This is a genomic window from Alteromonas sp. 4NH20-0104 (assembly GCF_057547795.1).
This window is the reverse complement of the sequence record NZ_BAAJLP010000007.1, coordinates 122,016-146,296: the sequence shown is the minus strand read 5'-3', so window position 1 is coordinate 146,296 and position 24,281 is coordinate 122,016. Positions and strand designations below refer to the sequence as shown.

13 protein-coding genes are annotated in these 24,281 nt (G+C 49.5%); 3 read left to right on the top strand and 10 right to left on the bottom strand.

Annotation, left to right across the window (positions count from 1 at the left end; all coding sequences use genetic code 11):
- Nucleotides 1-182: 182 nt before the first annotated feature.
- On the top strand, nucleotides 183-3,239 hold the full coding sequence (gene amt / locus AC27IB_RS07220; RefSeq protein WP_487119923.1) for an ammonium transporter: 3,057 nt from the start codon (nucleotides 183-185) through the stop codon (nucleotides 3,237-3,239).
- Here the strand turns inward: amt and AC27IB_RS07215 are convergent.
- On the bottom strand, nucleotides 3,236-3,736 hold the full coding sequence (locus AC27IB_RS07215; protein WP_487119921.1) for an RNA methyltransferase: 501 nt from the start codon (nucleotides 3,734-3,736) through the stop codon (nucleotides 3,236-3,238). The two genes, amt and AC27IB_RS07215, sit on opposite strands and share 4 nt — an antisense overlap.
- A gap of 336 nt (nucleotides 3,737-4,072) precedes the next feature.
- Here AC27IB_RS07215 and AC27IB_RS07210 point away from each other — a divergent pair, with 336 nt between their 5' ends.
- Both AC27IB_RS07210 and AC27IB_RS07205 read left to right on the top strand, forming a co-directional pair.
- The gene (locus AC27IB_RS07210; RefSeq protein ID WP_487119979.1) at nucleotides 4,073-6,256 is read left to right on the top strand and encodes a VTT domain-containing protein; all 2,184 of its coding nucleotides are present in this window, start codon (nucleotides 4,073-4,075) and stop codon (nucleotides 6,254-6,256) included.
- Nucleotides 6,244-6,957 (top strand): endonuclease/exonuclease/phosphatase family protein, encoded by a 714-nt coding sequence (locus tag AC27IB_RS07205; protein WP_487119919.1) that lies wholly within the window; start codon nucleotides 6,244-6,246, stop codon nucleotides 6,955-6,957. The genes AC27IB_RS07210 and AC27IB_RS07205 overlap by 13 nt, the downstream gene beginning before the upstream one ends.
- Here the strand turns inward: AC27IB_RS07205 and AC27IB_RS07200 are convergent.
- The 9 genes from AC27IB_RS07200 to sdhA all read right to left on the bottom strand — a co-directional run bounded on the left by AC27IB_RS07200 (nucleotide 6,947) and on the right by sdhA (nucleotide 24,281).
- Nucleotides 6,947-7,357, bottom strand: coding sequence for a DUF4019 domain-containing protein (locus tag AC27IB_RS07200; protein ID WP_487119917.1), 411 nt, complete (start codon nucleotides 7,355-7,357; stop codon nucleotides 6,947-6,949). The two genes, AC27IB_RS07205 and AC27IB_RS07200, sit on opposite strands and share 11 nt — an antisense overlap.
- Nucleotides 7,358-7,422: 65 nt before the next feature.
- Complete coding sequence (locus tag AC27IB_RS07195; protein WP_487119978.1) at nucleotides 7,423-11,754, bottom strand: alpha-1,6-glucosidase domain-containing protein; 4,332 nt, start codon at nucleotides 11,752-11,754, stop codon at nucleotides 7,423-7,425.
- A gap of 32 nt (nucleotides 11,755-11,786) precedes the next feature.
- Nucleotides 11,787-14,846 carry a TonB-dependent receptor gene (locus AC27IB_RS07190; RefSeq protein ID WP_487119915.1) on the bottom strand — a complete coding sequence of 1,020 codons (3,060 nt, stop codon included), beginning with the start codon at nucleotides 14,844-14,846 and terminating at the stop codon, nucleotides 11,787-11,789.
- Between the two features lie 285 nt (nucleotides 14,847-15,131).
- Nucleotides 15,132-16,004: a succinate--CoA ligase subunit alpha gene (gene sucD, locus AC27IB_RS07185; protein WP_296051822.1), complete on the bottom strand. Its 873-nt coding sequence runs from the start codon at nucleotides 16,002-16,004 to the stop codon at nucleotides 15,132-15,134.
- Nucleotides 16,004-17,170 (bottom strand): ADP-forming succinate--CoA ligase subunit beta, encoded by a 1,167-nt coding sequence (gene sucC / locus AC27IB_RS07180; protein WP_487119913.1) that lies wholly within the window; start codon nucleotides 17,168-17,170, stop codon nucleotides 16,004-16,006. The genes sucD and sucC overlap by 1 nt, the downstream gene beginning before the upstream one ends.
- 139 nt (nucleotides 17,171-17,309) lie before the next feature.
- The gene (gene odhB / locus AC27IB_RS07175) at nucleotides 17,310-18,809 is read right to left on the bottom strand and encodes a 2-oxoglutarate dehydrogenase complex dihydrolipoyllysine-residue succinyltransferase (protein ID WP_487119911.1); all 1,500 of its coding nucleotides are present in this window, start codon (nucleotides 18,807-18,809) and stop codon (nucleotides 17,310-17,312) included.
- Nucleotides 18,810-18,818: 9 nt separating this feature from the next.
- Nucleotides 18,819-21,644 carry a 2-oxoglutarate dehydrogenase E1 component gene (sucA, locus tag AC27IB_RS07170; RefSeq protein WP_487119909.1) on the bottom strand — a complete coding sequence of 942 codons (2,826 nt, stop codon included), beginning with the start codon at nucleotides 21,642-21,644 and terminating at the stop codon, nucleotides 18,819-18,821.
- Nucleotides 21,645-21,784: 140 nt separating this feature from the next.
- Nucleotides 21,785-22,495: a succinate dehydrogenase iron-sulfur subunit gene (locus tag AC27IB_RS07165; protein WP_296048960.1), complete on the bottom strand. Its 711-nt coding sequence runs from the start codon at nucleotides 22,493-22,495 to the stop codon at nucleotides 21,785-21,787.
- Between the two features lie 13 nt (nucleotides 22,496-22,508).
- On the bottom strand, nucleotides 22,509-24,281 hold the full coding sequence (gene sdhA, locus AC27IB_RS07160) for a succinate dehydrogenase flavoprotein subunit (protein ID WP_296048959.1): 1,773 nt from the start codon (nucleotides 24,279-24,281) through the stop codon (nucleotides 22,509-22,511).

Genomic DNA, 24,281 nt, shown 5'->3' with positions numbered 1-24,281 from the left:
ACAATGATTTAAATACTAACGGGAGTTAGCCGTTACGCCAACTCTGTGCATACGTATTCACAAGATTAATGACTAACTCGCCCCCCATATTTGAGAGGTACGATTATTGCTTAAATATAAGTTTGTATTGTAGTCGGTGATAGAGGGTGACCTCACACTACCTGCGTTAAAAAGGTGACATTTTGGATACAGGCTGGTTATTGTTCGCTGCGATTTTAGTATTTTGCATGCAAGCGGGCTTTTTATGCCTGGAAACAGGCAAAGTACGCAGCAAAAACAGTATAAATGTGGCGGCTAAAAACCTGTCTGACTTTATCGTCTCGTCGATAATCTTCTGGATGTTTGGGTTTGCCATCATGTTTGGTGAGTCAGCATTGGGTTATTTCGGCACATCGGAGTTCCTTTTTGGTGCAAACCACAGCCCCTGGCAATACAGCTTCTTTCTTTTTCAACTGATGTTTTGCGGTACGGCGGCGACTCTGGTATCGGGTGCGGTTGCAGAACGCATGTCCTATCGCGGTTATCTGATTATCACCATCGTTTTGTGTACGCTCATTTATCCCTTCGTGGGTCACTGGGCCTGGAGCTCATTGTATTCGCCACAAAACCCGGGGTGGCTTGAAAGCCTGGGCTTTGTTGATTTCGCCGGCTCCACCGTGGTGCATTCAGTCGGGGGCTGGGTGAGCCTGGCGGCGATTATCGTACTGGGCGCCCGGACCGGACGTTTCGATGATAATCATACCTTCCCTGCTGGCAGCAACCTGCCCTTATCGGTGCTCGGTACCCTACTCATCTGGCTTGGCTGGTTTGGTTTTAATGGGGGGAGCACCCTGACACTGAACGAGCAGGTACCGGTAATTCTGGTCAATACCTGCATAGCCGCGGCGTTTGGCGGTCTCAGCGCCAGCGCATTATTTGTTACCTGTCACCGCTTTCTGGATGTCAGTATTATGCTCAACGGCGTAATTGCCGGTCTGGTGGCTATTACAGCCAGTGCTGATGTGGTCGTCCCCGCTGCGGCAGCACTCATTGGTATTATCGCCGGGCTGGTGATGTACGCTGGCGAACGGCTAATGTTAAAAATGCGTCTCGATGATGCTTTGGGTGTCGTCCCGGCTCACTTATTCGCCGGGGTATGGGGCACGCTGGCGGTGGCGTTTTTTCATCAGTCTATTACTGTTTTCTCGGCGTCTTTCTGGGCTCAGTTAGCGATTCAGCTAATCGGAATTACTGTCGTTGGTTTATTCAGTTTTACGCTGGCCTGGCTGGCGCTGCACTTTATCAACCGGTTTATTCCATTGCGGGTCAGTGCGGAACAGGAATACCTTGGCATGAATGTGTCTGAACACAACGCTACCACCGAGTTGCTCGATCTGCTCAACTCAATGCATAAACAGGAACGGCAAGCCAACTTTAACCAGCGGGTCCCCGAAGAGCCTTTTACCGAAGTCGGCCAGATTGCCCGTCAGTACAATCGTGTTATCGAACGCGTACAATATGAAATGACCCAGCGGGATTCACTGTTAAGCGACTTTAAAAGCAGTGAAAAACGTAAAAGTGCTATCCTCAACTCGTCCATGGACAGTATTGTTACCATCAACCTCGACGGCAACATTATTGAGTTTAACCCGGCGGCAGAGCGCACCTTTGGTTGCTTGCAGGCTAAAGTGATCAATCGCAATTTTATTGACCTGTTCATACTTGAGAAAGACCGCCCTTCAGTTACTGAAAGTCTGAGAAGTAAATTTGTAACCTCCAGTGGGCTACTGATCAACCGCCGCAATACCCTTATTCTGCGCCGTTCAACCAGCGATACCTTCCCGGCTGAAATTACCATTACCGGTACCACTTTTGGCAGCAGTATCAGTAATGAGTTTACCTTGCATATTCGTGATGTTACGCGCCAGCGGCGCTTGCAGGAAAAACTCCGCGAGCTGGCTTACAGCGACCCGCTGACGGGGTTATATAACCGCACCTATTTTCTGGATGCCTTACAAATAGCCCTGCGTAACATTCATCAGGAAACAGATTCAGTGGCGGTATTTTTTCTCGACCTGGATCGTTTTAAGAAGATTAACGACACCCTGGGCCATAAAGCCGGTGACGAGTTGTTAACCGAAGTTGCCGCCCGGCTTATCAATGTTACTCGCGAAAGGGATACCATTTGCCGCTGGGGCGGTGACGAGTTCGTAATCATGATGACCGGCAGCCACGATGAAACATCGGTGGTCACCAGTGCAACAAAAATTCTTCAGGCCATGCGTGAAGCGGTTAATCTGGGAGGGCGTGAACTCAAAATCCCCACCAGTATCGGGATCAGTATTTCCAACGATAGCAATTGTCAGCCCATGACGCTGATTCAACAAGCTGATATTGCCATGTATAACGCTAAACAAGCGGGCCGGGATAATTTTAAAATTTTCGAGCTAACGATGGCCCGGGATGCCTCGGATCAGTTTAACTTTGAGCAGACCCTGCGTCAGGCCATTCAGTTAGCGCAACAATTTGTGATGTTCTATCAACCGAAAGTCAATAAAAACCGCGAACTGGTCGGCCTTGAAGCGCTGGTGCGACTCGAACTGAGCCCGGGTAAGTATACTTCTCCGGCAGAGTTTATTCCGGTGGCCGAAGAGTCCGGCCAAATTATCGCGCTGGAAGAATTAATCCTGCGCCTGGTGTTTGCCCAGCTGGCCAACTGGCACAGATACTACCCGTTAACCCCCCGTGTATCGATTAACTTGTCGGGCATACACTTACTCTCAGATACATTTTTACCCTTCCTCAACCAGTGTATGGAAGAATTTGCGATCCCGGGAGCCTGGATTGAGTTTGAGGTAACCGAAAGCGTGTTTCTCAACGATATTGAACGTTGTATTCAGGTGTTACAGGTTTTACAGGGGCTCGAAATCGCGATTTCCATTGATGACTTCGGTACCGGCTATTCGTCGCTGAATTACCTCAAAAATCTGCCGGTAGATGTGCTTAAGATAGACCGTTCTTTTGTGCTGGAATGTGCCAGTCAGAAAGAAGATGCCAAAATTTGTTCGACCATTATCGAACTGGCTTCAACGCTGGGTCTTAATACCATTGCAGAAGGGGTGGAAACCCAGGCTCAATTTGAGTTTTTGGCAACCCATGGTTGCGATAATTTTCAGGGTTACCATTTTTACCGGCCGCTGTCAGTCAAGCGGATTGACGAGTTGCTTGCCAGCACCCTTAAGATGCCGGTAACGCATTAATCCAGGCGCAGACGATTATTGGTATCGCGACTGTTTCGAATCAGCTCAACCGAGCTGTCGTAATCACTTTTAGCCAGTCTGTCGTACAACAGCACATTAACCGTGGCAGCCAGATTAAGGCTGTTAAACGTTGGGATGTACACCACGTGATCGCACTTCGCCACCAGGGAAGGATCCATACTGCCGTCCTCGGGACCAAAGACATAAAAGGCGTTATCCGGATGAGCAAATTCAGGTAACGGTGTGGCCCCTTCCACCAGCTCAACCCCCACTACACATGCCCCTGCTGGAATGACGGTCTCCAGGTGGTCTACTCCCACGGTAGGAATAACCCGGTGATAAGCCTTGGTATCGGCATTAAATTCCTTGGCATGACGAAAACGCTGGCCGGTGTAAAATACGCTGCTGACACCAAAACATCCCGCTGCGCGCAGTATGCTGGCAACGTTAGTCGCAGATTTGGGGTTTTGTAAACCAATGGTCACTGCACGGTACACGTTAAATCTCCTGTTTGAAGAACTGGCATTTTAGACACCTTAGACAAAATCACAACTGCGAATACGTCACCCGGTCACCGGTGGGCAATAATTGCCGGCCGGGCAAATCCTACAAACCAGCGAGAAATTTTTGCCTGCCGGATCCAGACTTACCCTGTAAATCGCCAATCAGTCGAAATTATAAGTAAAATTTTCAATAACTTAAAAACAACTGCATGAATAATTCAAGCGGTATAATTCCTGCAATCCTATCAGGTAATTAATCTTCAGGTCCTGACATTAACTGACAGAATATCAGCGACATTGTTTATCAAGGATAAGGGAAATCAGGGGCTTATTATGACCGAACAAACTATTTTCAACGCAGGCAAAAACTGTTGGCAGGAGACGCAAGCCTGCTATTCCAGCCCGCTTATCGACTGTGCCAATTACTATCGCGCCCTGCACTCGAGCATTTGCAAGGCCGAAAAACAAATTATCATTGTGGGCTGGGATATCGACAGCCGTATCCGCCTGCTTCACGGTGAAGAAGAAGAGCAATCTGAAGCCCCTTCCCGCATCGGCGATCTTATCCGCTGGAAGGCTGAGCAAAACCCAGATCTTAATATTTATCTATTACGCTGGGATTCGTCATTTGCATTTTTCGATCAGCGCGAAATGTGGGCCCTGGAAGTGTGGCAGGATAAAACCCCTGATAATGTCCAGGCAATCCTCGATGATTCTATTCCCATGGGCGGCTCTCAGCACCAGAAGATTGTGATTATCGATAACGAGGTGGTTTTTTCCGGAGGTATGGACGTAGCGCTGCACCGCTGGGATACCCGGGAACATAAAATTGATGAGCCCGGTAGAAATGGCCCTGACGGCGAATACGGTCCGTTTCACGATGTACAAATTGTATCGAGCGGTCCGCTGGTTAAACACTTTGCTGAGCTGGCTCATTGGCGCTGGAACCGTATCGCCGAAACGCCTATCGAGACCATTGCGTTTCCTGAAGGTAATTCTGACGAGTTACCACGCTGCTGGCCTGATGGCGTGTCACCGTGTTTTACCGACGCCGAATGCGCGATTGCCCGCACAATTCCGGAAATGGACGATACAGAACTGGTCCAGGAAGTCCGGCATATGCTGCTCGATCTGATTGGTCAGGCCGAGCACTTTATCTATATCGAAAATCAATTTGCAACGCGTGAAGAAATTGCTCAGGCGATCAACAAACGTCTGAAAGAATGCCCGCAACTGAATGTGGTTATCGTCAGTTCTTACGATCCAAAAGGCCTGTTTGAATCTGAGGCTTACTGGGCCAGTCGCATTACCTTTAAAGATATTATTGAACAGGATATCGACGACGACCGCGTAATGATGACTTACTCGTCAATTCGCGATCAGCAGGGGCGCATGGCTTACAAGCGAGTGCACTCAAAGGTCATGACCATCGACAACAAATACCTGGTGATCGGCTCGTCTAATTTGAGTAACCGGTCAATGACACTGGATACCGAAGTGGATTTAATATTCCATGGCAGCACACCAGAAAATCAGCGCTGTATAGAATTTGTTCGCAACGACCTGCTGGCTGAGCACAGCGGCCGTGAAACCGACCAGATGCAAGCACTTGTCGACAGTGAAGCACCGGTACAAGCCATTATGGACGGTCAACTGGCTCATGGTTACGTGCTGACAGAAATTGATGACAGCGAGTTTACCACTGCCTCTGAAACCAACGTGTTTCGCAGCATATCCGATCCGGAAGAGCCGCTTGGCCCGGCTATTCCTGACTTTCACGGTAAATTCAGTGCTATCACCAACCCCCGTCGCCGTACCATCATGATTACGCTTGGCGTTATCATTCTGGCATTAATAGCCGTCGCGCTGATCCTTATCAGTAATACGGTTCCCTGGCTCGACGGCGACCGCATACAGGCGTTTCTGGAGGAAAGTCGCGGCACTTATTTTGCCTTACCCACCGTATTACTGGTGTACCTGGTAGGCGGCTTACTATTCTTCCCGGTTACCGTGTTATCACTGGCCGTAGCCGCTATCTTTGGCCCTATATGGGGGCCTATTTACGGCATAGTCGGGGCTTTATTAAGTGCCGGTACTACCTTCCTGATTGGCAAATTGCTGGGTAACGCCGGACTGCGTAAACTGGGTGGTCCCAAAGTGGAAGCGGTAGACGAGAAGCTTAAGAAAAGCGGCATCATCGGGGTTGCGGCAATTCGTATGCTGCCGGTAGCGCCATTCAGCTTAGTTAATCTGGTAGCCGGTATTTCCTCTATTAGTATGCTGCAATTTTTGTTGGGCACCTTCTTAGGCATGGCACCACAAATGGTGGCAAAAGGTCTGGTGGGCGACTCGATTATGCAAATATTTAAAAACCCATCGGCTGAAACCGTTACCTATCTGGTAGGTGGCCTGGTGTTCTGGCTGGCCATGATCGTTGGCTCACAAAAAATGGCTAAGATGTATCAGGCGAAAAAAGAACAGGCAAAGGAAGAATCTGAAGAATGTATCGCGTAATTACGTATAACCTGCACAGTGGCGTAGGCCGGGATGGCATTCAGGACTACGCCCGTATCGGTCGCTTCCTCGCCGACCAGAACGCAGACTTCGTATTATTGCAGGAAATGGATACCCGCTCCGCCGAACGTGAAGTCTGTGACGATATCAGTGCCATTTGTGCTGAAGGTAAATACATGCTGATACCAGCCCCAACGGTAACGACCAAACACGGGTGGTATGGCAACGCCATACTCACCCGCCACCCGGTATTACACCGCCAGCAATTTAATATCAGCGTACCCAACCGCGAACCGCGTACTTTGCAACATGTGGTCGTTACACTGAATAAGCAGCCGCTTAGCCTGCTTAACGCCCATCTGGGTCTGCAAAAGAAGGAACGCGCCTATCAGGCCAGACGATTGCACGAAATAATGCAGTCCATTAACGAACGTAACCGAATGCCCGCTTGCCTGGGCGGCGACATGAATGAATGGTGGCTTAATACCCGGTTGTTCAAGCGTCTCGATGATGAGTTTCAGCAGCTCCATACCGGCCGCAGCTTTCCCAGTCACCTGCCGCTCTTCAAACTGGACAGAATATGGACCAGCCCTGAACTCAAAGTCGGCTCAAATGGACGATTAACCGATAAGGATTATCGCCATTATTCAGACCATCTGGCGGTGCAGGCAGATTTTGCTATCAATGCCTCTACTGAATGAAGTACGCCACAACCTGCAGCTTACCCTGCTCCTCGGTTAACACCAGTATTTCACTCAGTGCACTGGCCTTGGCATACTCACTGGCAAACTTCAGCACCCAGTAGTCACCATCGGGTAAACCACTGAACTTATTACGCTTACCGTAACCGATAAGGTTGCGGTTTTTTAATTCGCCCAGTTTTGCACGAGTGCCTTTTAGCACCTGATCCCACTGCGAGGCATCAATGCGCTGTTTAAACTTCTGGCTGGCATATTGCCAGGTTTGGTAATAACGGCCGTTGTCGAGTAACTCCAGCCAGGTATAGGCAGGCGCCAGATCCATCTGGGGCTCATCAGCATAAGACGGCACAGATGCCATCAAACACCAGCTAACTAACAGTAAACATGCGAACCTGCGCATTATCATTTCCCCAAAAAAAAGCGCGCCGGAAACCAGGCGCGCTTTTACGGTACAACAAGTCAGGGTTATTTCGCAACAACCGTCAGGATGGGTTGGGAAGCATCCGGTCCGGTTACCCTGAACTCGTAGGTGCCGGCTGCCAGTTCAATCATCAGATTGTTATTACTGGAGCCCAGAACCTTACCAACCCCCTCTTCAACGGTATTGGTAAGGGCATCGTCCGGATTGCCCAGATTCACCGTCGCCCAGTCTTCTGAGGCCACCTTAAACTCGGTAGCACCACCGCCCAGGGTAATATCAACGGCATACACGCCAGCGCCCTGATAAATAAGCTCATCATCAGTGCCCCAGCCATTCATGCCTCCGCGCAGATAAACCGGAGTACTGCCAAAGAATTGCTCATTGAATACTTTGAGTACAGGTTCGGCCTTATCGGTCGCATCAAGAACAAACACATAGTCACCGTCTTCTTCAATGGTCAACACCAGGTTGTCATTGGTGGCCGCCAGGTAAGTGGTAGCACCGACCATAACCTGTTTATCAGCATCCGCGCCTGATATGGCCCCCAGGTTCACGGTTGCCCAGTCTTCGGAAGCCACCTTAAACTCGTAGCTGCCAGCCGTTAGCGACATGGCCACCTGATACTGACGACTGCCCTGATAGATGAGCGGTGTATCGGTGCCCCAGCCGTTAAAGCCGCCTCGCAGATAGACTTCGGTTCCCGCATAAGGCTCCTCATTTTCTACCGTTAATACCGGCGCCTGCGGATCGCTGGCATCTACGGTAAACAGATAAGTAGCATCGATTATGGGGGTAAAGAACAGATTATTGTTAGTGGTGCCCAGCGCCACGGGTTCGCCCTCGGTAACGCTTGCTTCAGACGCATTGGCTGCACCAAAGTTAACCGTTGCCCAATCTTCGGAGGCAAACTTAAACTCATACTGGTTACCCGCAGTTAACTGGGCTGCTGCGGTATAGATACCGTTACCCTGATAACTGAATTCACCGTCTGTCCCCCAACCATTCATGCTGCCGCGCAGATAAACCGGCATATCACCGTAAGGCACAACATCCGGCGCACCCGCCGTGGCATAACTCGCCAGACCATATCCCTGGGCGCCTGCCTGCGGCTTAACAAATACCGCGATGGTGAGCGCTGGCACGGTAAAGCTGCCATTGCCCGCTTGATCTTCGGTGAAATAAGCGCCGCGTACGGTGCTGTCGTAAGAGCTTTGCTGAACCGGGTGCAGCATAAAACCACTAGCGGTATTGACGCTCAGGGTCTTTTCCTCATAACCGGTATTTACCATTACCATCACGGCATCATAATTAACATCGATGTCGGTAAGCAGGGTTTCTGCCTCACTGTTATAGCCGTCGTCAATGCTCATGGCTATCAGGCCCACCTGCTGGCGGGTACCCAAGTTATGAAAACCTACCCGCTGCATGATCTCGTCGGCAGTGGTGAGTCGGAATAACGGACTGGTCTGGCGAATGGTAAGGAATTCCTTAAACACCTCTGCCGCCAGTTCAATTTCCGTCATGCTGGCAGCCCGTTCAGGCGATGACACAAACTGGCCCATTTCTGACCAGCGGGCCTCGTTTTTCTCAGCCAGCGGTAAACCCACATTCCAGTTGTTGGTTTGCATGGTGAAATCAACGTAGTTAAACCAGTCACCGGAGTCGTAGCTGTCGCGATCCATGGATTTAGAACGCAACATATCACCGCCCATCTGTAAGAATGGAATGCCCTGGGATAACAAAGTAATTCCCATACCGGCATTTTGCGCCCGCACTCGTTCGTGAAGGGTCAGCGACTCTGGTAACACGTAGTTGAGCTGATCCCACAGGGTTTCATTATCGTGCTTGGACACATAATTGATAATGTCGGCAGGATCTTTGGCATAACCACCTAGTGCCGAGGCGGTGGTAGCGCGTCCGCCTGAGGTGTTTAATACAAAATCAGCCAGCGTGCCGGCCATGCCCATTTTAACGCGATCCTGTTCATACAGCGCTGAATCACTGTCGGGGTTAAAAATATGACCATAGCGGATGGCATCACGCAAGCGGTCATTGTAGGTTCCAATTTCAGTACCGGCCATATTCAGCTGGTTAGCCTGCTCGTAACCACGATCTATCTTGTTCCAGCCTTCACCGTAAAAGTAGTTATCCGGATCGATAGCCTGAATGGCTTCACCTAAGCGCACCATGCTGTCTTTGGTCGACTGGCTCATTATGTCAAAGCGGAAAGCATCAAACTTGTATTCAGTGGCCCACATCGACAATGAGTCCAGCATCAGCTTTTCCATCATCACATTACGCGGCTCGGTATCCTCGCAACAGGTTTCCCGCACAATAGCGCCGGTATCCGTTTCATAACGATGGTAGTAACCGGGCACCACTTTATCGAGTACCGATTTAGTAAAAATGCCCGACGCATTGGTGTGGTTATAGACCACATCAAGGGCTACCCGCAGGCCAATCTCGTGCAGGGCCTTTACCATAGCGCGCATTTCAATGATCCGCTCAACCCCTTCTGCACTGGACGCATAACTCCCCTCCGGTGCACTGAAATGATGCGGGTCATAACCCCAGTTAAAGCTGTCGACACTGCGTAAGTCCTGAGTCAGCGCCTGGGCACTGCCCGCCTGGGATAGCGGGTCGTAGCTGTTGTAGACATCCAGTAAAATGCTGTTGGCATCTTCTTCATTACACACCTGAGAATCCGGCTTTTTCACGCACAACTGACCCACTGTATCGTAGATGTCCACAGTATTGGCCGGGTCTTCATCGATGGTGGCAATGTCATTGCTGGGCAGAATGTGAAAGTGAGTTAATCCCGCATCAGCCAAAGTCTGTAAGTGATTTACCGGATCGCTGCCGGTTTCAGTAAAGGCCAGGTATTTACCACGATTGGTTTCACTGGTAGACCTATCGCGAATACTGAAGTCGCGCACATGCCCTTCGTAAATCACCGCATCTTCCGGATTCGCAATCTCCGGGATCCACTGGGTATCCCAACCGTCTGGTTTCAGCGATTCATCACTTAAATTCACAAAGCGTGAAAAGCGTCCGTTGGTCGACAGGGAAAGCGAATACGGGTCGGTTACTTCGAGCGTCGCCATCTCTTCCAGAGAAGGATGAAACACGGTAACTTCATAGCGATACAGTTTACGGTCGAGACTGTCATCACCGGCATAAGACCATACCCCCGACGCGTCATCAAGTGTCATTGTATAACGGTTCGCCAGAGTCTTATTGTCATTAAAGACCAACAAGTTCACTTCCGTTGCCGTGGGTGCCCAAACAGATGCGCGTATACCTTGTTCTGAATACACGCCGCCGAGCATGACTTCATCGGCATCATTTTCACCACGGGTATACAACTGGTCGAGTACATTGGCATGCTGCAGTCGCGTGGCAGCCAATAAGGTACCATCACTGGCATAGCCGCCAACCACCACCTGGGTTTTGAGCACGGCTTTGGCCTCATCGCTGGTCCAGTCCCCTTCAAATGCTGGCAACGAAGCCAGGTGTGGCGCTATAGCGACCTGTTCTTCAGTCAGTGTGGTAGGACTGAGCTCGATAGCGGTACCGTTGAGACCGGTTTCCACCGAGGTAGCCAGTTCTGCCGCCGCTGAATAATGTAACTTTACGGTTTCCACCCCATCCGGCGTATCCCATAACACCACCTGAGTATCCAGCCAGTGCGCACCAGCGCCTTCTATTTTGACAGGTTGCGGGCCAAGAGACAGGAGTGGAAACTCAAATACCTGGGGTACACCGGATAACGTAAAATTCATCCGGGTAAAGGTTTCATCCTCCTGATCCAACGGTGCTGCAAAGTCGCCACCGCCCAGTTCTTTACCCGCATCATCGGTGCCCTGATGAATAATAAAATTATGACAAGCGCCAGGTGTGCCGGCTATACCCGGTTTAAGATCCAGTACCCAGTAAGCGCCATAGTTAGGGTCAATCCCTGTGATTGCCCGACCATTGGCCCAGTCAGTATCGCCATCGGCGTACGCATCACAGGCATCATTATTCCAGGTATGCAGCTTCCAGCCATCATAGGCACTGTCACCCGGATCATTAGACGCCCCTACTCCTGCCCGGTTGTAATACAACACAGCCTGGTCAGCGGCAGGAAAATATACCGGATCATCCAGTGTCGGATCAGCACCTACCACACAAGCGCTGTTGTCTTCATTGGGCACCGTGGGCGGATCGCAATCAATCGCAGGCTTGGCCACGCACATCATCCCGGTTGCATCCGGCACCAAAGGCGCATCACAGACCAGTAAATCATTCGAGCCAGAATCGGTGCCTGAACTGCCACACCCGGTAAGGGTGAGCACCATTACTATCATTAAGCCAGCCAGTAGTTTATACAGCATAGCGGTGGATGCTGTGGATTGAGTAAAAATATTCATAGCGAGTAAGTCATCCCCAGGAAGTATTGGGTGCCGAAGAACTGAATGGTTCCGGTTTGTTCAGGCGAGGTGAAGTAGCTTTTGGTGGGCTCATCGGTCAGATTATTCACCTGGAACAACAGGCTTAAGTTGTCATTGATTTCATAAGAAGCCTGATAGTCCACCACTAATTCAGAATCAAAATTAACGGTCTGATCGTTGACCGCGACCTGCTTAGAGACGAACGCATCGCGATAACGTCCGGAAACCCGGGTTTCAAACCCTTCGTATTCCCAGAAAACAGTTACTGTGGCGACATTTTCAGACAGACCCGGCAACTGACTGGCAAAAACGCCATTGCCGACGGTGCGCTGTATTTCACTTTCGGTGTAGGAATAACTGGCATTCACCCCCAGGCCCGACAACATACCGGGTAAGCCGCTGTATATCTGAGTATACGCGAGCTCGATCCCTCTAATATAACCGCCCCGGGCATTATTGATGGCGGTTTCATAGCGGCCATCTGTAGTGGGGACAGTAACAGTAACTGGCGCACCGGTGACATCAACAACCGGCTCAGGCGCCTGCCCCGGGTAATCGGCTTCATAAAACACCGGTACGGTCACTGAATCCGGTACCACAAAACCATTGCCCTCAAAGTCATAAGGTTCAATGGCGATATTCTCGATAAACGACTCGATGTTTTTATAAAAACCGGCAATCACAATGGCCCCATCACTGTCGTCAAAGTAGTGCTCGTAGGAAATGTCATATTGCGTGGCGTAAAACGGATCCAGGTAAGGGCTGTTATTTGACGAACCGGAAACGCGGGCTTGTTGGTTTGATAAAGTAATTTCACCAGAATCACGGTTTTGTGTGGCACTGATAAGCTCCACATTGGTTGAGGCATTGGCCGCGAAGCGGTTAATCGGTGCGCGCCCCATTACCTTAGCCGCCGCCACACGAAGTTGTGAGTTGTCCGTGAGCTTGAAGTTTAAGTTAATCGATGGCAGCACATCGGTATATTCATAGGTCAGTATGGCCGGACGATAAAAATTATTGATATAGCCAAGTTCATCAACGATATTCTGCGCTCCGGCGGTGGGATCGCTGACCTCTACGTCCTGACCGGTAACCGGATCTTCCACAAACATGGTCGCCCGTTGCAGCGTTGTCGAGCTCTGTTTGGATTTCACATAGCGCACGCCAATGTTACCTGTAATCGGTAAACCACCGATTTCGGTATCGATATTCGCCATCAGATAGGCGGCAGAAACCGTTTCAAAGACTTCGCCACTTTCCAGTACCGACCACGCGGTAGAGACAGTGGCATCGGCAGGACCATTGATTACCCCGGGGTCGCCTGCTCCCCAGGTTTGAGCCGGCTGTGGAATGCCCGAAGGAAACCAGGCATCCAGCGCTTTACCAAGATTAATGGACAGGTAATTAGGGAAATAGGCAAAGTCACCCTGCCAGCTGACGACGTCAGCCAAATCATCAGTCAGACGCAGCGGCGGTTGGCTGGAAGAAAAAGCCTGATCATTGCCGTATTCAAACACTGAGCGGTCGTTACTGTAAGTACGATCCGAATAGCGTCCGCCAAATTCAATGGATGAGATTATATTGGTATCAATAAAGTACTGAAAATCGGCCCGGTAAGCATCCAGCTCGTCGCTGTTAACATAAGGGTAAATACCGTATTTACTGACCATCACCCGGTCGGTATCGGTGAAAGCATCGGCCTGATTAAACTGTAAATCAGGTAAATTCAACCCATTAAGCAGGTAAGAAATTTGAATATTCTCATCAAACCGGGGACTAGCGGAGGTGGCATCATCGCCCACCAGAGACCACAGCAATCCATTACGGAAGTTACTGTTAGCTTTGGATAAAGCAATATCAAACTGCGCGGCGAAGTTATCGGTTATCTGCCAGTCAGCATTAACACCATAGCTTTCCACTTTATCGAAATCCTGGTTATCATCATTGACCAGTTCAATCCGCGTTTCGCTGCTGTCTGAACGCACAAAAGTACCACCGACCACACTGTTATTAACGATGGTAGGATTGTAGATTTCGGTATTAACGCCGCCCAGTTTTACCCGAAAGCCTCTGGCGAATGCCTGGGAATCAAATTTTGAGACAAAGGCATCGGCCTTTAAAATGAAGTTATCGAGCGGCGCCCATTCAATGGCTGCAACATAACCATTACGGGTTTCTTCACCGCCTTTATGCTGCATCTCAAAGCCTTCGGAAATGAGTTCGCACTCAACACACTGATCTTCCCTCGCCACATCAGAGTTAGGATTATAGTTATCCTCATCGCCGGCAACGCCGTCCACATCTACTTCAGCGTTATAGGCAAAACCGATAAACTGGGTCGAAACACTGGGTTGGTATAATCTCGCGTAACCTAAGGATACCCCCAGCGTGTCATCCAGAAACTTACCCTGATAGGAAAAACTCAACCGATGACCAAACTCCTCAGCATCTGCTACTTCGATGGCCCGGTCGTTAAACATGCCCCGAACATTGGCATTGAAAGTGTGTTTGTCATCCTTGGCCAGTGCGCTGGCAGTTTGTAATTCAACGGTTCCGGCCACCCCGCCTTCGATTAACGAGGCTTTGGGTGATTTATACACCGCCGCTGAATTAATTAACTCAGAGGGATACTGATCAAATTCGATGGAACGGCTACCACTGGTGGATACCTGTTCCCTGCCGTTGAGTGTTGAGAAGACAAAATCGCCGGATAAGCCCCGGATATTGATTTCGGCCGCCTGACCACCGGTACGAACTGCTGAAATACCGGGCAACCGGGTTAAGGCGTCAGCCATACTGACATCGGGCAAGCCACCTAAATCATCAGCTGAGAGTTGTTCTGAAACGGTATCACCAAAACGCTTTTGGTTAAGTGACTGAATAAGACTGCTGCTAAAACCACGTACTTCAATACGCTCGATAGCTTCGCCCTGCTCTGTTTGCTCACTTTCCTGTGCCAAAAGCGGATAACTAGTGAAAACCAACCCACTGGTTAATAGTGCCAGAGTGATAGCACTGGGTTTGAACGTTTTCATGTTTTCCCCATTATTAGTTATGTTGAGAAATGCTGTGCAACATTTCGCCGGTTTGATTACCGGATTTCATACTAAGTGCTGGGTTAACAACTGAAAATGTCATGCATACGTATTCAGTTAACTTTTTTTACATATTTTTCACAACTGAATTATAGTGGTAAATGAGGTAGTTTATTGAGTGAGCTTTTTTAGCGTATCTTTTTGATAAATAATAAAAAAGCCCGCAAAAAGCGGGCTTTTATTAAACTATAATTTGCTAACGCAAACGCGCTAAACCAGCGGTGATTACCAACCAGTTTGCTCGCGCAGTGCTTTACCAATTTCGGCCAGAGAGCGAACAGTTTTAACACCTGCTGCTTCAAGGGCTGCAAATTTTTCATCTGCAGTACCTTTACCGCCAGCGATAATCGCACCAGCGTGACCCATACGTTTGCCCGGAGGCGCCGTAACACCAGCGATATAAGAAACCACAGGCTTAGTCACGTTTTCTTTGATAAACGCAGCCGCTTCTTCTTCTGCAGTACCACCGATTTCACCAATCATTACGATTGCTTCGGTTTGCGGATCGTCCTGGAACAACTTCAGAATATCGATGAAGTTAGAACCTGGGATTGGGTCACCACCAATACCAACACAAGTTGACTGACCAAAGCCTTCATCAGTAGTTTGCTTAACCGCTTCGTACGTCAGGGTACCAGAGCGTGAAACAATACCTACTTTTCCAGGCTTATGGATATGGCCAGGCATGATACCAATCTTACACTCACCCGGAGTGATAACACCCGGACAGTTTGGACCAATCATGCGAGCGCCTTTGGCATTCACGTATTCTTTAACGTAAAGCATGTCAAGTGTAGGGATACCTTCAGTGATACAAACCACTAATTCGATACCGGCATCAACCGCTTCAACAATAGAATCTTTACAGAATGGGGCTGGTACATAAATCACAGATGCTGTTGCACCAGTTGCTTCAACCGCTTCACGTACCGTGTTGAATACTGGCAGACCTAAGTGCTCAGTACCACCTTTACCAGGCGTAACACCGCCAACCATTTGTGTACCGTAGGCAATGGCTTGTTCAGAGTGGAAAGTACCCTGACCGCCAGTGAAACCCTGACAGATAACTTTAGTATCTTTACCGATCAAAACTGACATTATTTGCCCTCCGCAGCTGCAACAACTTTTTCTGCTGCATCAGTTAATGATTCTGCAGCGATGATATCCAATTCAGAACTCGCCAGTACTTCACGGCCCAGTTCTGCATTAGTACCTTCAAGACGTACAACTACTGGTACTTCAACGCCAACTTCTTTAACGGCGCCGATGATACCTTCTGCAATCATGTCACAACGAACGATACCACCGAAGATGTTAACCAGAACGGCTTTCACGTTGTCATCAGACAGGATAATTTTGAATGCTTCAGCAACACGCTCTTTCGTCGCGCCACCACCAACATCCAGGAAGTTAGCAGGCCTACCGCCGTGCAGGTTTACGATGTCCATGGTACCCATGGCCAGACCTGCACCGTTAACCATACAGCCAACGTTTCCGTCCAGTGCTACGTAGTTCAGTTCGTACTGTGCTGCGTGCGCTTCACGGGCGTCTTCCTGAGAAGGATCTTTCATGTCTTTCAATTTTGGCTGACGGTACATTGCGTTGCTGTCTACGCCTAATTTAGCGTCGAGGCAATGCAGGTTACCATCATCCTTGATAACCAGCGGATTGATTTCAATCAGCGCCAGATCAAGGTCTTCAAACATTTTCGCCAGACCCATAAAGATCTGTACGAACTGTTTAATTTGAACTCCCTGAAGACCCAGAGCAAACGCCATTTCGCGTGCCTGGTAAGGCTGAGGACCAACAATCGGGTCAATTTCAGCTTTTAAAATCTTCTCTGGCGTTTCTTCTGCAACGGTTTCAATCTCAACACCGCCTTCAGTAGATGCCATAAAGACAACGCGGCGAGTACCACGGTCAACCACAGCACCTAAATACAATTCGTTTGCGATATCAGTGCAAGATTCCACTAAGATCTTGCTAACAGGCTGACCATTTTCGTCAGTCTGGAATGTCACCAGGTTTTTGCCTAACCACTTTTCAGCAAAAGCGCGAATTTCGTCTTTGGTTTTTACCAGCTTAACACCGCCAGCTTTACCACGGCCACCAGCGTGGACCTGACATTTAACTACCCATTCGTTACCGCCAATACGGTCTGCAGCTTCTACTGCACCTTGAGGGGTATCTGATGCGTATCCTTCAGAAACAGGTAAGCCGTATTCTTTGAATAGCTGCTTACCTTGGTATTCATGCAAATTCATGGTGTTTCTTTCCGATTTTTATTTAAACGAAAGCCATTTTCTGGCTCGACTAATTCCCAACTGGTATCCGTCCCCAAATACCAGCATGTAAGAATGATACATGAGTATCATCCTTACACATAGTTATGCTACGAAAGTCTTACACATCCAGAAGCAGACGTGTTGGATCTTCCAGCATTTCTTTAACGGTGACCAGGAAGCCTACCGATTCTTTGCCATCGATGATCCGGTGGTCGTAAGACAACGCGAGATACATCATTGGTAAAATTTCAACTTTGCCATTAACCGCCATTGGACGGTCCTGAATTTTGTGCATACCCAGGATCGCGCTTTGTGGCGGGTTAATGATTGGCGTCGACATCAGTGAACCAAACACACCACCGTTGGTGATGGTGAAGTTACCACCTTGCAGCTCTGCCATAGACAGCTTGCCGTCACGGCCTTTAATTGCCAGTTCTTTGATGCCTTTTTCAATGCCGGCCATCCCCAGGGTATCTGAATCTTTCAGTACCGGAGTGACCAGTCCACGCGGGGTCGATACCGCGATCGAGATATCAAAGTAGTTGTGATAAACAATGTCATCACCGTCTAATGAGGCATTAACCTCAGGGAAACGCTTAAGCGCTTCGGTGACCGCCTTCACATAGAAAGACATGAAACCTAAACGAATACCGTGACGCTTCTCAAACCCTTCCTGATACTGCTTACGCAGCTCCATGATAGGCTTCATGTTAACTTCGTTAAACGTGGTTAACATGGCAGTCGAGTTTTTCGCTTCCAACAGACGGTTAGCTATGGTCTTACGCAGGCGAGTCATTGGTACACGTTTCTCACTGCGCTCACCGGCCGGAGCGGCTGGTGCTTCAGTCGACGCAGCACTGCTTGCAGCTGGCTTGCTGTCAGACTTCAGATACTGTTCCACATCTTCTTTCGTAATGCGGCCATTTTTACCTGAACCTTTCACTTTCGCCGGATCGACACCTTTTTCTGCTAATAAACGACGTACTGAAGGGCTTAATGCATCGCTGTCACCGTCGTCACTGCTTTCTTCAGCAGCCGCAGCTGGCGCTGACGCACCTGCACCTTCGGTAAATTTAGCAATCACTTCTTCTGCGGTCACCGTGGCACCTTCGTCGGCCAGGATTTCAGAGATAGAACCGTCTGCCGGCGCTACCACTTCGAGGACCACTTTATCAGTCTCGATATCAACCAGGTTCTGGTCACGGCTCACTTTTTCACCGGGACCAACATGCCAGGTTGCAATCGTAGCATCGGCGACTGACTCAGGCAGAACAGGGACTTTGATGTCGACCGTTTCACCGCTCGCTTCTTCTGCTGCCGGCGCTTCTGCTTTGGCTGGCGCGGCTTCCGCTTTGCTTTCTGACTTGGCCGGTGCAGCACCGCCCTCTTCCAGTTTAGCTATTACTTGTTCGCCAAGTACGGTTGCACCTTCTTCATCGATAATCTCACCGATAACACCATCTGCAGGGGCAACGACTTCCAGTACTACCTTGTCTGTCTCAATGTCTACCAGGTTCTGGTCACGTTTTACACTGTCCCCGGCTTTTACGTGCCAGGTTGCAATCGTGGCGTCGGCAACTGACTCGGGTAGAACCGGAACTTTTATCTCAATTGTCATCTCTGTTCCTTATTTTATCGTGAGAGCGTCTTCAACCAGGGATTTTTGTTGCTGGTTGTGAACGGATAAATAACCTACGGCAGGCGAAGCTGAAGCCGCACGTCCCGCATATGTTAATTTGGCACCATCTGGGATTACCTGCCAGAAGTGATGTTGGCTACAATACCAGGCGCCCTGATTTTGTGGCTCTTCCTGACACCAAACCCAGTCTTTTACATGGCTGTATTCAGCCACGATTTTCGCACATTCTTCCTGCGGGAACGGATACAACTGTTCCAGACGAATAATGGCGACGTCGGTTTGTTCATTTTTACGGCGTTGGTCCAGCAAGTCGTAATACACTTTGCCCGAACACATCACAACACGTTTAACATCTTTAGCCGGCAGTTCGTCAACTTCACCAATCACGTTATAAAAAACGCCTTCGGCCAGTTCTTCCAGTGAAGAAACTGCCATCGGATGACGTAATAATGATTTAGGCGACATCACAATAAGTGGCTTACGCATTGGACGCACCACCTGACGGCGGATCATGTTGTATACCTGAGCTGGCGTAGACGGTACACAGACCTGCCAGTTGTGGTCAGCACATAATTGCAGGAAGCGTTCAAGGCGAGCAGAGCTGTGCTCCGGACCCTGTCCTTCATAGCCATGGGGTAACAGTACAGTTAGTCCACACAGACGTCCCCACTTAGCTTCACCTGAACTTAAGAACTGGTCAAATACTACCTGCGCACCGTTGGCGAAATCACCAAACTGTGCTTCCCAGATGGTCAGACAGGTAGGTTCAGCAGTAGCATAACCATACTCAAACGCCATAACGGCTTCTTCAGACAGCACGGAGTCATAGATTTCAATCGCTTCCTGATCTTCGCTGATGTGCTGCAACGGCATGTAGGTCGACGCATCGGCCTGATTGTGCAGTACAGCATGACGGTGGAAGAAGGTACCACGACCTGAATCCTGACCTGTAAGACGAATACTGGTGCCACCTTTAACGATGGAGGCATACGCTAACAGTTCGGCCATACCCCAGTCGAGGCTGCGCTCGCCGGCCATCATGGCTTTACGGTCGGTATACACTTTATTTACCCGCGACTGCAGTTTCACTTCGTCAGGATATGTCACCAGACGTTCGCCCAGTGACTTTAGTTCATCCAGCGTCATTGAACCGTCATAGGGTGTATCCCAGTCATGACCAAGGTACGGATGCCAGTCAACCGAGTGCTCGGTCATCGGACGCCATTCTTCAACTACGCAAGCGCCGTGATCCAGGGCTGCCCGGTAGTCTTCGATCATCTTATCCACGTCCTGTTTCGTCATTACGCCTTCGGCAATGAGCTGGTCGGCGTACAAATCACGCGGCACAGGATGCTTTTTGATTTTTTGATACATTACCGGCTGCGTGGCATTCGGCTCGTCTGATTCGTTGTGACCATGACGACGGTAACACACCAAATCGATAACCACATCACGCTTAAATTTGTTACGGAAATCAAGCGCCAGTTTGGTGACAAATAACACTGCTTCCGGGTCGTCAGAGTTGACGTGGAGAATCGGTGCCTGCACCATCTTGGCAATATCCGTACAGTATTGCGTCGAACGGGTATCTTCAATTTTAGAGGTGGTAAAACCAACCTGGTTGTTAATAACAATACGTACCGTACCACCCACTGCAAAACCGCGGGTTTGTGACATATTGAAGGTTTCCTGAACCACACCCTGACCGGCAATGGCCGAGTCACCGTGAATAGTCACCGGTAACACTTTAAGTGCACTGTTCTCACGACGGTCAAGACGGGCACGTACAGAGCCCATCACCACCGGGTTAACAATTTCCAGATGCGACGGGTTAAACGCCAGCGCCAGGTGAACGTTACCACCTGGTGTGGCAAAGTCAGACGAATAACCGGCGTGGTATTTTACGTCACCGGCACCCAGACTTTGATCGTGCTTACCAGCGAACTCGTCGAACAATACAGAGGGGTTTTTACCCAGTACGTTAACCAGCACGTTAAGACGACCACGGTGAGCCATACCCACCACGACTTCTTTGGTGCCTTGTGTACCGGCTTCAGTGATCAGCCCTTTAAGCATAGGAATTAACGCATCGCCACCTTCCAGTGAGAAGCGTTTGGCACCCGGGAACTTTGCCCCCAGATACTTTTCCATACCATCGGCGGCAACCAGCCCTTTAAGCAGGCTGACTTTGGTGTCACGTTCCATTTGCGGACGTGATTCGACCGACTCAATACGTTGCTGTAACCAGCGTTTTTGCTCAGTATCGGTAATGTGCATGTATTCTGCACCGATAGAGCTACAGTAGGTTCTGTTTAATGACTTAAACAGCTCGCCTAATGCCATAGTTTCTTTGCCGATGGCATAAGAACCTACGTTAAAAACCGTATCAAAGTCCGTCTCGGATAGATTGTGATGCGACAACTCCAGGTCTCTGACCCGTTCCTGTTTCCACAATCCCAGCGGATCGAGGTTGGCATGCTGATGCCCCCGGAATCGATAGGCATTGATTAACTGCAATACCTTAACCTGTTTCTGGTCTGACTGATTGCTGCTCGTTGTGTTAGCAGACCCACTGCTACAACGGGCCAGCGGACCCAGAGACGCCAGTTTGCGGAACTGGTCTTTGATAAGGCTATGGTTACTTTCTAATTCCACCCCATCCACTTTGGGTAAAGCGTCAAAGGTATCACGCCAGGAATCAGAGACACTTTGCGGGTCGTCAAGGTAGGCTTCGTACAATGCTTCCACATAGGCAGCATTGGCTCCAGCCATGTGCGATGAGTCCCACCACGCTTTCATCACGCTTTCTTGCATTATTGTGCCTTGCTAGGTTGTCAATAAAACTGTCAGGTCGGACGTCTTACCCGACCACATTTACAAAAAAATAGCCACCCCATAAGGATGGCCATTTATGCATTACTTACTTGTTACTGAAACAGTAATCAAGATAATTGCTAAACAGCCCGTTGTAAAAGCATGGACTTAATCTGCCCAATTGCTTTTGTAGGGTTTAGTCCTTTAGGACATACACTTACACAGTTCATGATGCCGTGACATCTGAACACGCTGAATGCATCATCCAGATCGTTCAGTCGCTCGTCTGTTGCTGTGTCGCGGCTATCAATCAGGAATCGATAGGCGTGCAACAAGCCGGCTGGTCCGATGAACTTATCCGGATTCCACCAGAACGATGGGCAAGATGTTGAACAGCATGCGCAAAGTATACACTCATAGAGTCCATCCAGTTTAGCACGCTCTTCCGGAGACTGCAGATGCTCTCTTGCCGGTGGCTGTTTACTGTCGTTAATTAAGAATGGCTTAATTTTCTCATATTGCGTATAGAACTGGGTCATATCAACCACCAGGTCACGCACTACAGGCAAACCAGGTAACGGGCGAATAACCAGTTTACCTGAACCCAGTGCCGACAGTGGCGTGATACAGGCCAGACCGTTTTTGCCGTTCATGTTCATGCCGTCAGAGCCACAAACGCCTTCACGACAAGAACGACGGAACGATAACGTAGGATCCTGTTCTTTTAAAAGAATCAGTGCATCCAGCACCATCATATCCTGGCCTTCTTCCACTTCCAGGGTGTAATCCTGCATACGAGGTGAATTATCCACCTCAGGATTGTAACGGTATACCGAAAAAGTTAATTGCATGATCTAACCCCTCTTAGTATGAACGTACTTTCGGCGGGAAGGCTTCGCGAAGCTTAGGCGCCATATTGACATCACGTTTAACCATGGCTTCAGTCGCCGGGTTGTATACGCTGTGACATAACCAGTTTTCATCATCACGATCCGGATAGTCAAAGCGACTGTGTGCACCACGACTCTCAGTACGGAAGTTAGCCGCCACAGCAGTGCTGTAAGCTGTCTCCATCAGATTGTCGAGTTCTAAACACTCAATACGTTGGGTGTTAAAGTCGGCGCTCTTGTCATCAAGACGAGCAGTCTTAAGACGCTCACGAATCTCTTTAAGCTGGTTAAGGCCGTCAGCCATCGCATCACCTTCACGGAATACCGAGAAGTTAAGTTGCATACATTCCTGTAAATCTTTCTTGATTTGAACCGGATCTTCGCCTTTGCCTTTCTCTGAACCTTCCCAACGATTGAAACGGGCCATGGCCGTATCAAGATCAGTTTCAGACGCCTCACGGCTTGGGGTCATTTCGTCGAGTTTGTCACCTAAGTGCAGACCCGTTGCGCGACCGAATACCACCAGGTCAAGGAGTGAATTTCCGCCTAAGCGGTTAGCACCGTGTACGGATACACAGGCAATTTCACCACAGGCAAATAAACCATTAACCAGTTTTTCATTGCCGTTTTCGTCAAGGGTTAAACACTGACCGTCAACATTCGTTGGAATACCACCCATCATATAATGGCAGGTTGGGATAACCGGAATCGGTTCTTTAACCGGATCAACGTGGGCAAAGGTACGCGACAACTCAAGAATACCCGGCAGACGTGATTCAAGGACGTCTTTACCGAGGTGATCGAGTTTCAGTTTGATGTGAGTGCCCCACGGGCCATCGCAACCACGACCTTCACGAATTTCGGTCATCATTGAACGGGCAACAACGTCACGACCGGCTAAGTCTTTGGCGTTTGGCGCATAACGCTCCATGAAGCGTTCGCCGTCTTTGTTAAGCAGATAACCACCTTCACCACGGCACCCTTCTGTTACCAGAGTACCCGCGCCGGCAATACCGGTTGGGTGGAACTGCCACATTTCCATATCTTGTACACAAACGCCAGCGCGCAGTGCCATACCCACACCGTCACCGGTGTTGATGTGTGCGTTGGTGGTTGATGCGTAAATACGACCCGCACCACCCGTTGCCAGCACAACGGCTTTAGATTTGAAATAAACCACTTCACCGGTTTCAATGTCGATAGCCGTACAGCCAACCACATCGCCATCCTGGTTTTTTACCAGGTCCAGTGCGTACCATTCGCTGAATACTTTAGTTTTGTTTTTAACGTTTTGTTGATACAGCAAATGCAGTAACGCGTGACCGGTTCGGTCAGCCGCTGCGGCGGTACGTGCGCCCTGCTCGCCACCAAAGTTCTTGGACTGGCCACCAAATGGACGCTGGTAAATTTTTCCGTTTTCAAAACGCGAGAACGGCAGACCCATGTTTTCCATTTCAATAATGGCTTCAGGTCCGGTTTTACACATATATTCGATAGCGTCCTGGTCACCGATATAATCAGAACCTTTAACGGTATCGTACATGTGCCATTCCCAGTTATCTTCATGGGAATTACCCAGTGCTACAGTAATACCACCCTGGGCGGAAACCGTATGCGAACGGGTTGGAAACACTTTAGATAATAATGCACAGGATTTGCCAGACTGCGAGATTTGCAGTGCTGCGCGCATACCTGCACCACCGGCGCCAATAACGACGGCGTCAAATTCATGAACGGGTAAACTCAT

Excerpts from the sequence above, each read along its gene's own strand:
- sdhA (WP_296048959.1), bottom strand. The coding sequence starts at position 24,281 with ATGAGTTTACCCGTTCATGAATTTGACGCCGTCGTTATTGGCGCCGGT.
- odhB (WP_487119911.1), bottom strand. The coding sequence starts at position 18,809 with ATGACAATTGAGATAAAAGTTCCGGTTCTACCCGAGTCAGTTGCCGAC.
- AC27IB_RS07190 (WP_487119915.1), bottom strand. The coding sequence starts at position 14,846 with ATGAAAACGTTCAAACCCAGTGCTATCACTCTGGCACTATTAACCAGT.
- AC27IB_RS07195 (WP_487119978.1), bottom strand. The coding sequence starts at position 11,754 with ATGCTGTATAAACTACTGGCTGGCTTAATGATAGTAATGGTGCTCACC.
- AC27IB_RS07200 (WP_487119917.1), bottom strand. The coding sequence starts at position 7,357 with ATGCGCAGGTTCGCATGTTTACTGTTAGTTAGCTGGTGTTTGATGGCA.
- AC27IB_RS07165 (WP_296048960.1), bottom strand. The coding sequence starts at position 22,495 with ATGCAATTAACTTTTTCGGTATACCGTTACAATCCTGAGGTGGATAAT.
- sucC (WP_487119913.1), bottom strand. The coding sequence starts at position 17,170 with ATGAATTTGCATGAATACCAAGGTAAGCAGCTATTCAAAGAATACGGC.
- sucA (WP_487119909.1), bottom strand. The coding sequence starts at position 21,644 with ATGCAAGAAAGCGTGATGAAAGCGTGGTGGGACTCATCGCACATGGCT.
- AC27IB_RS07205 (WP_487119919.1), top strand. The coding sequence starts at position 6,244 with ATGTATCGCGTAATTACGTATAACCTGCACAGTGGCGTAGGCCGGGAT.
- sucD (WP_296051822.1), bottom strand. The coding sequence starts at position 16,004 with ATGTCAGTTTTGATCGGTAAAGATACTAAAGTTATCTGTCAGGGTTTC.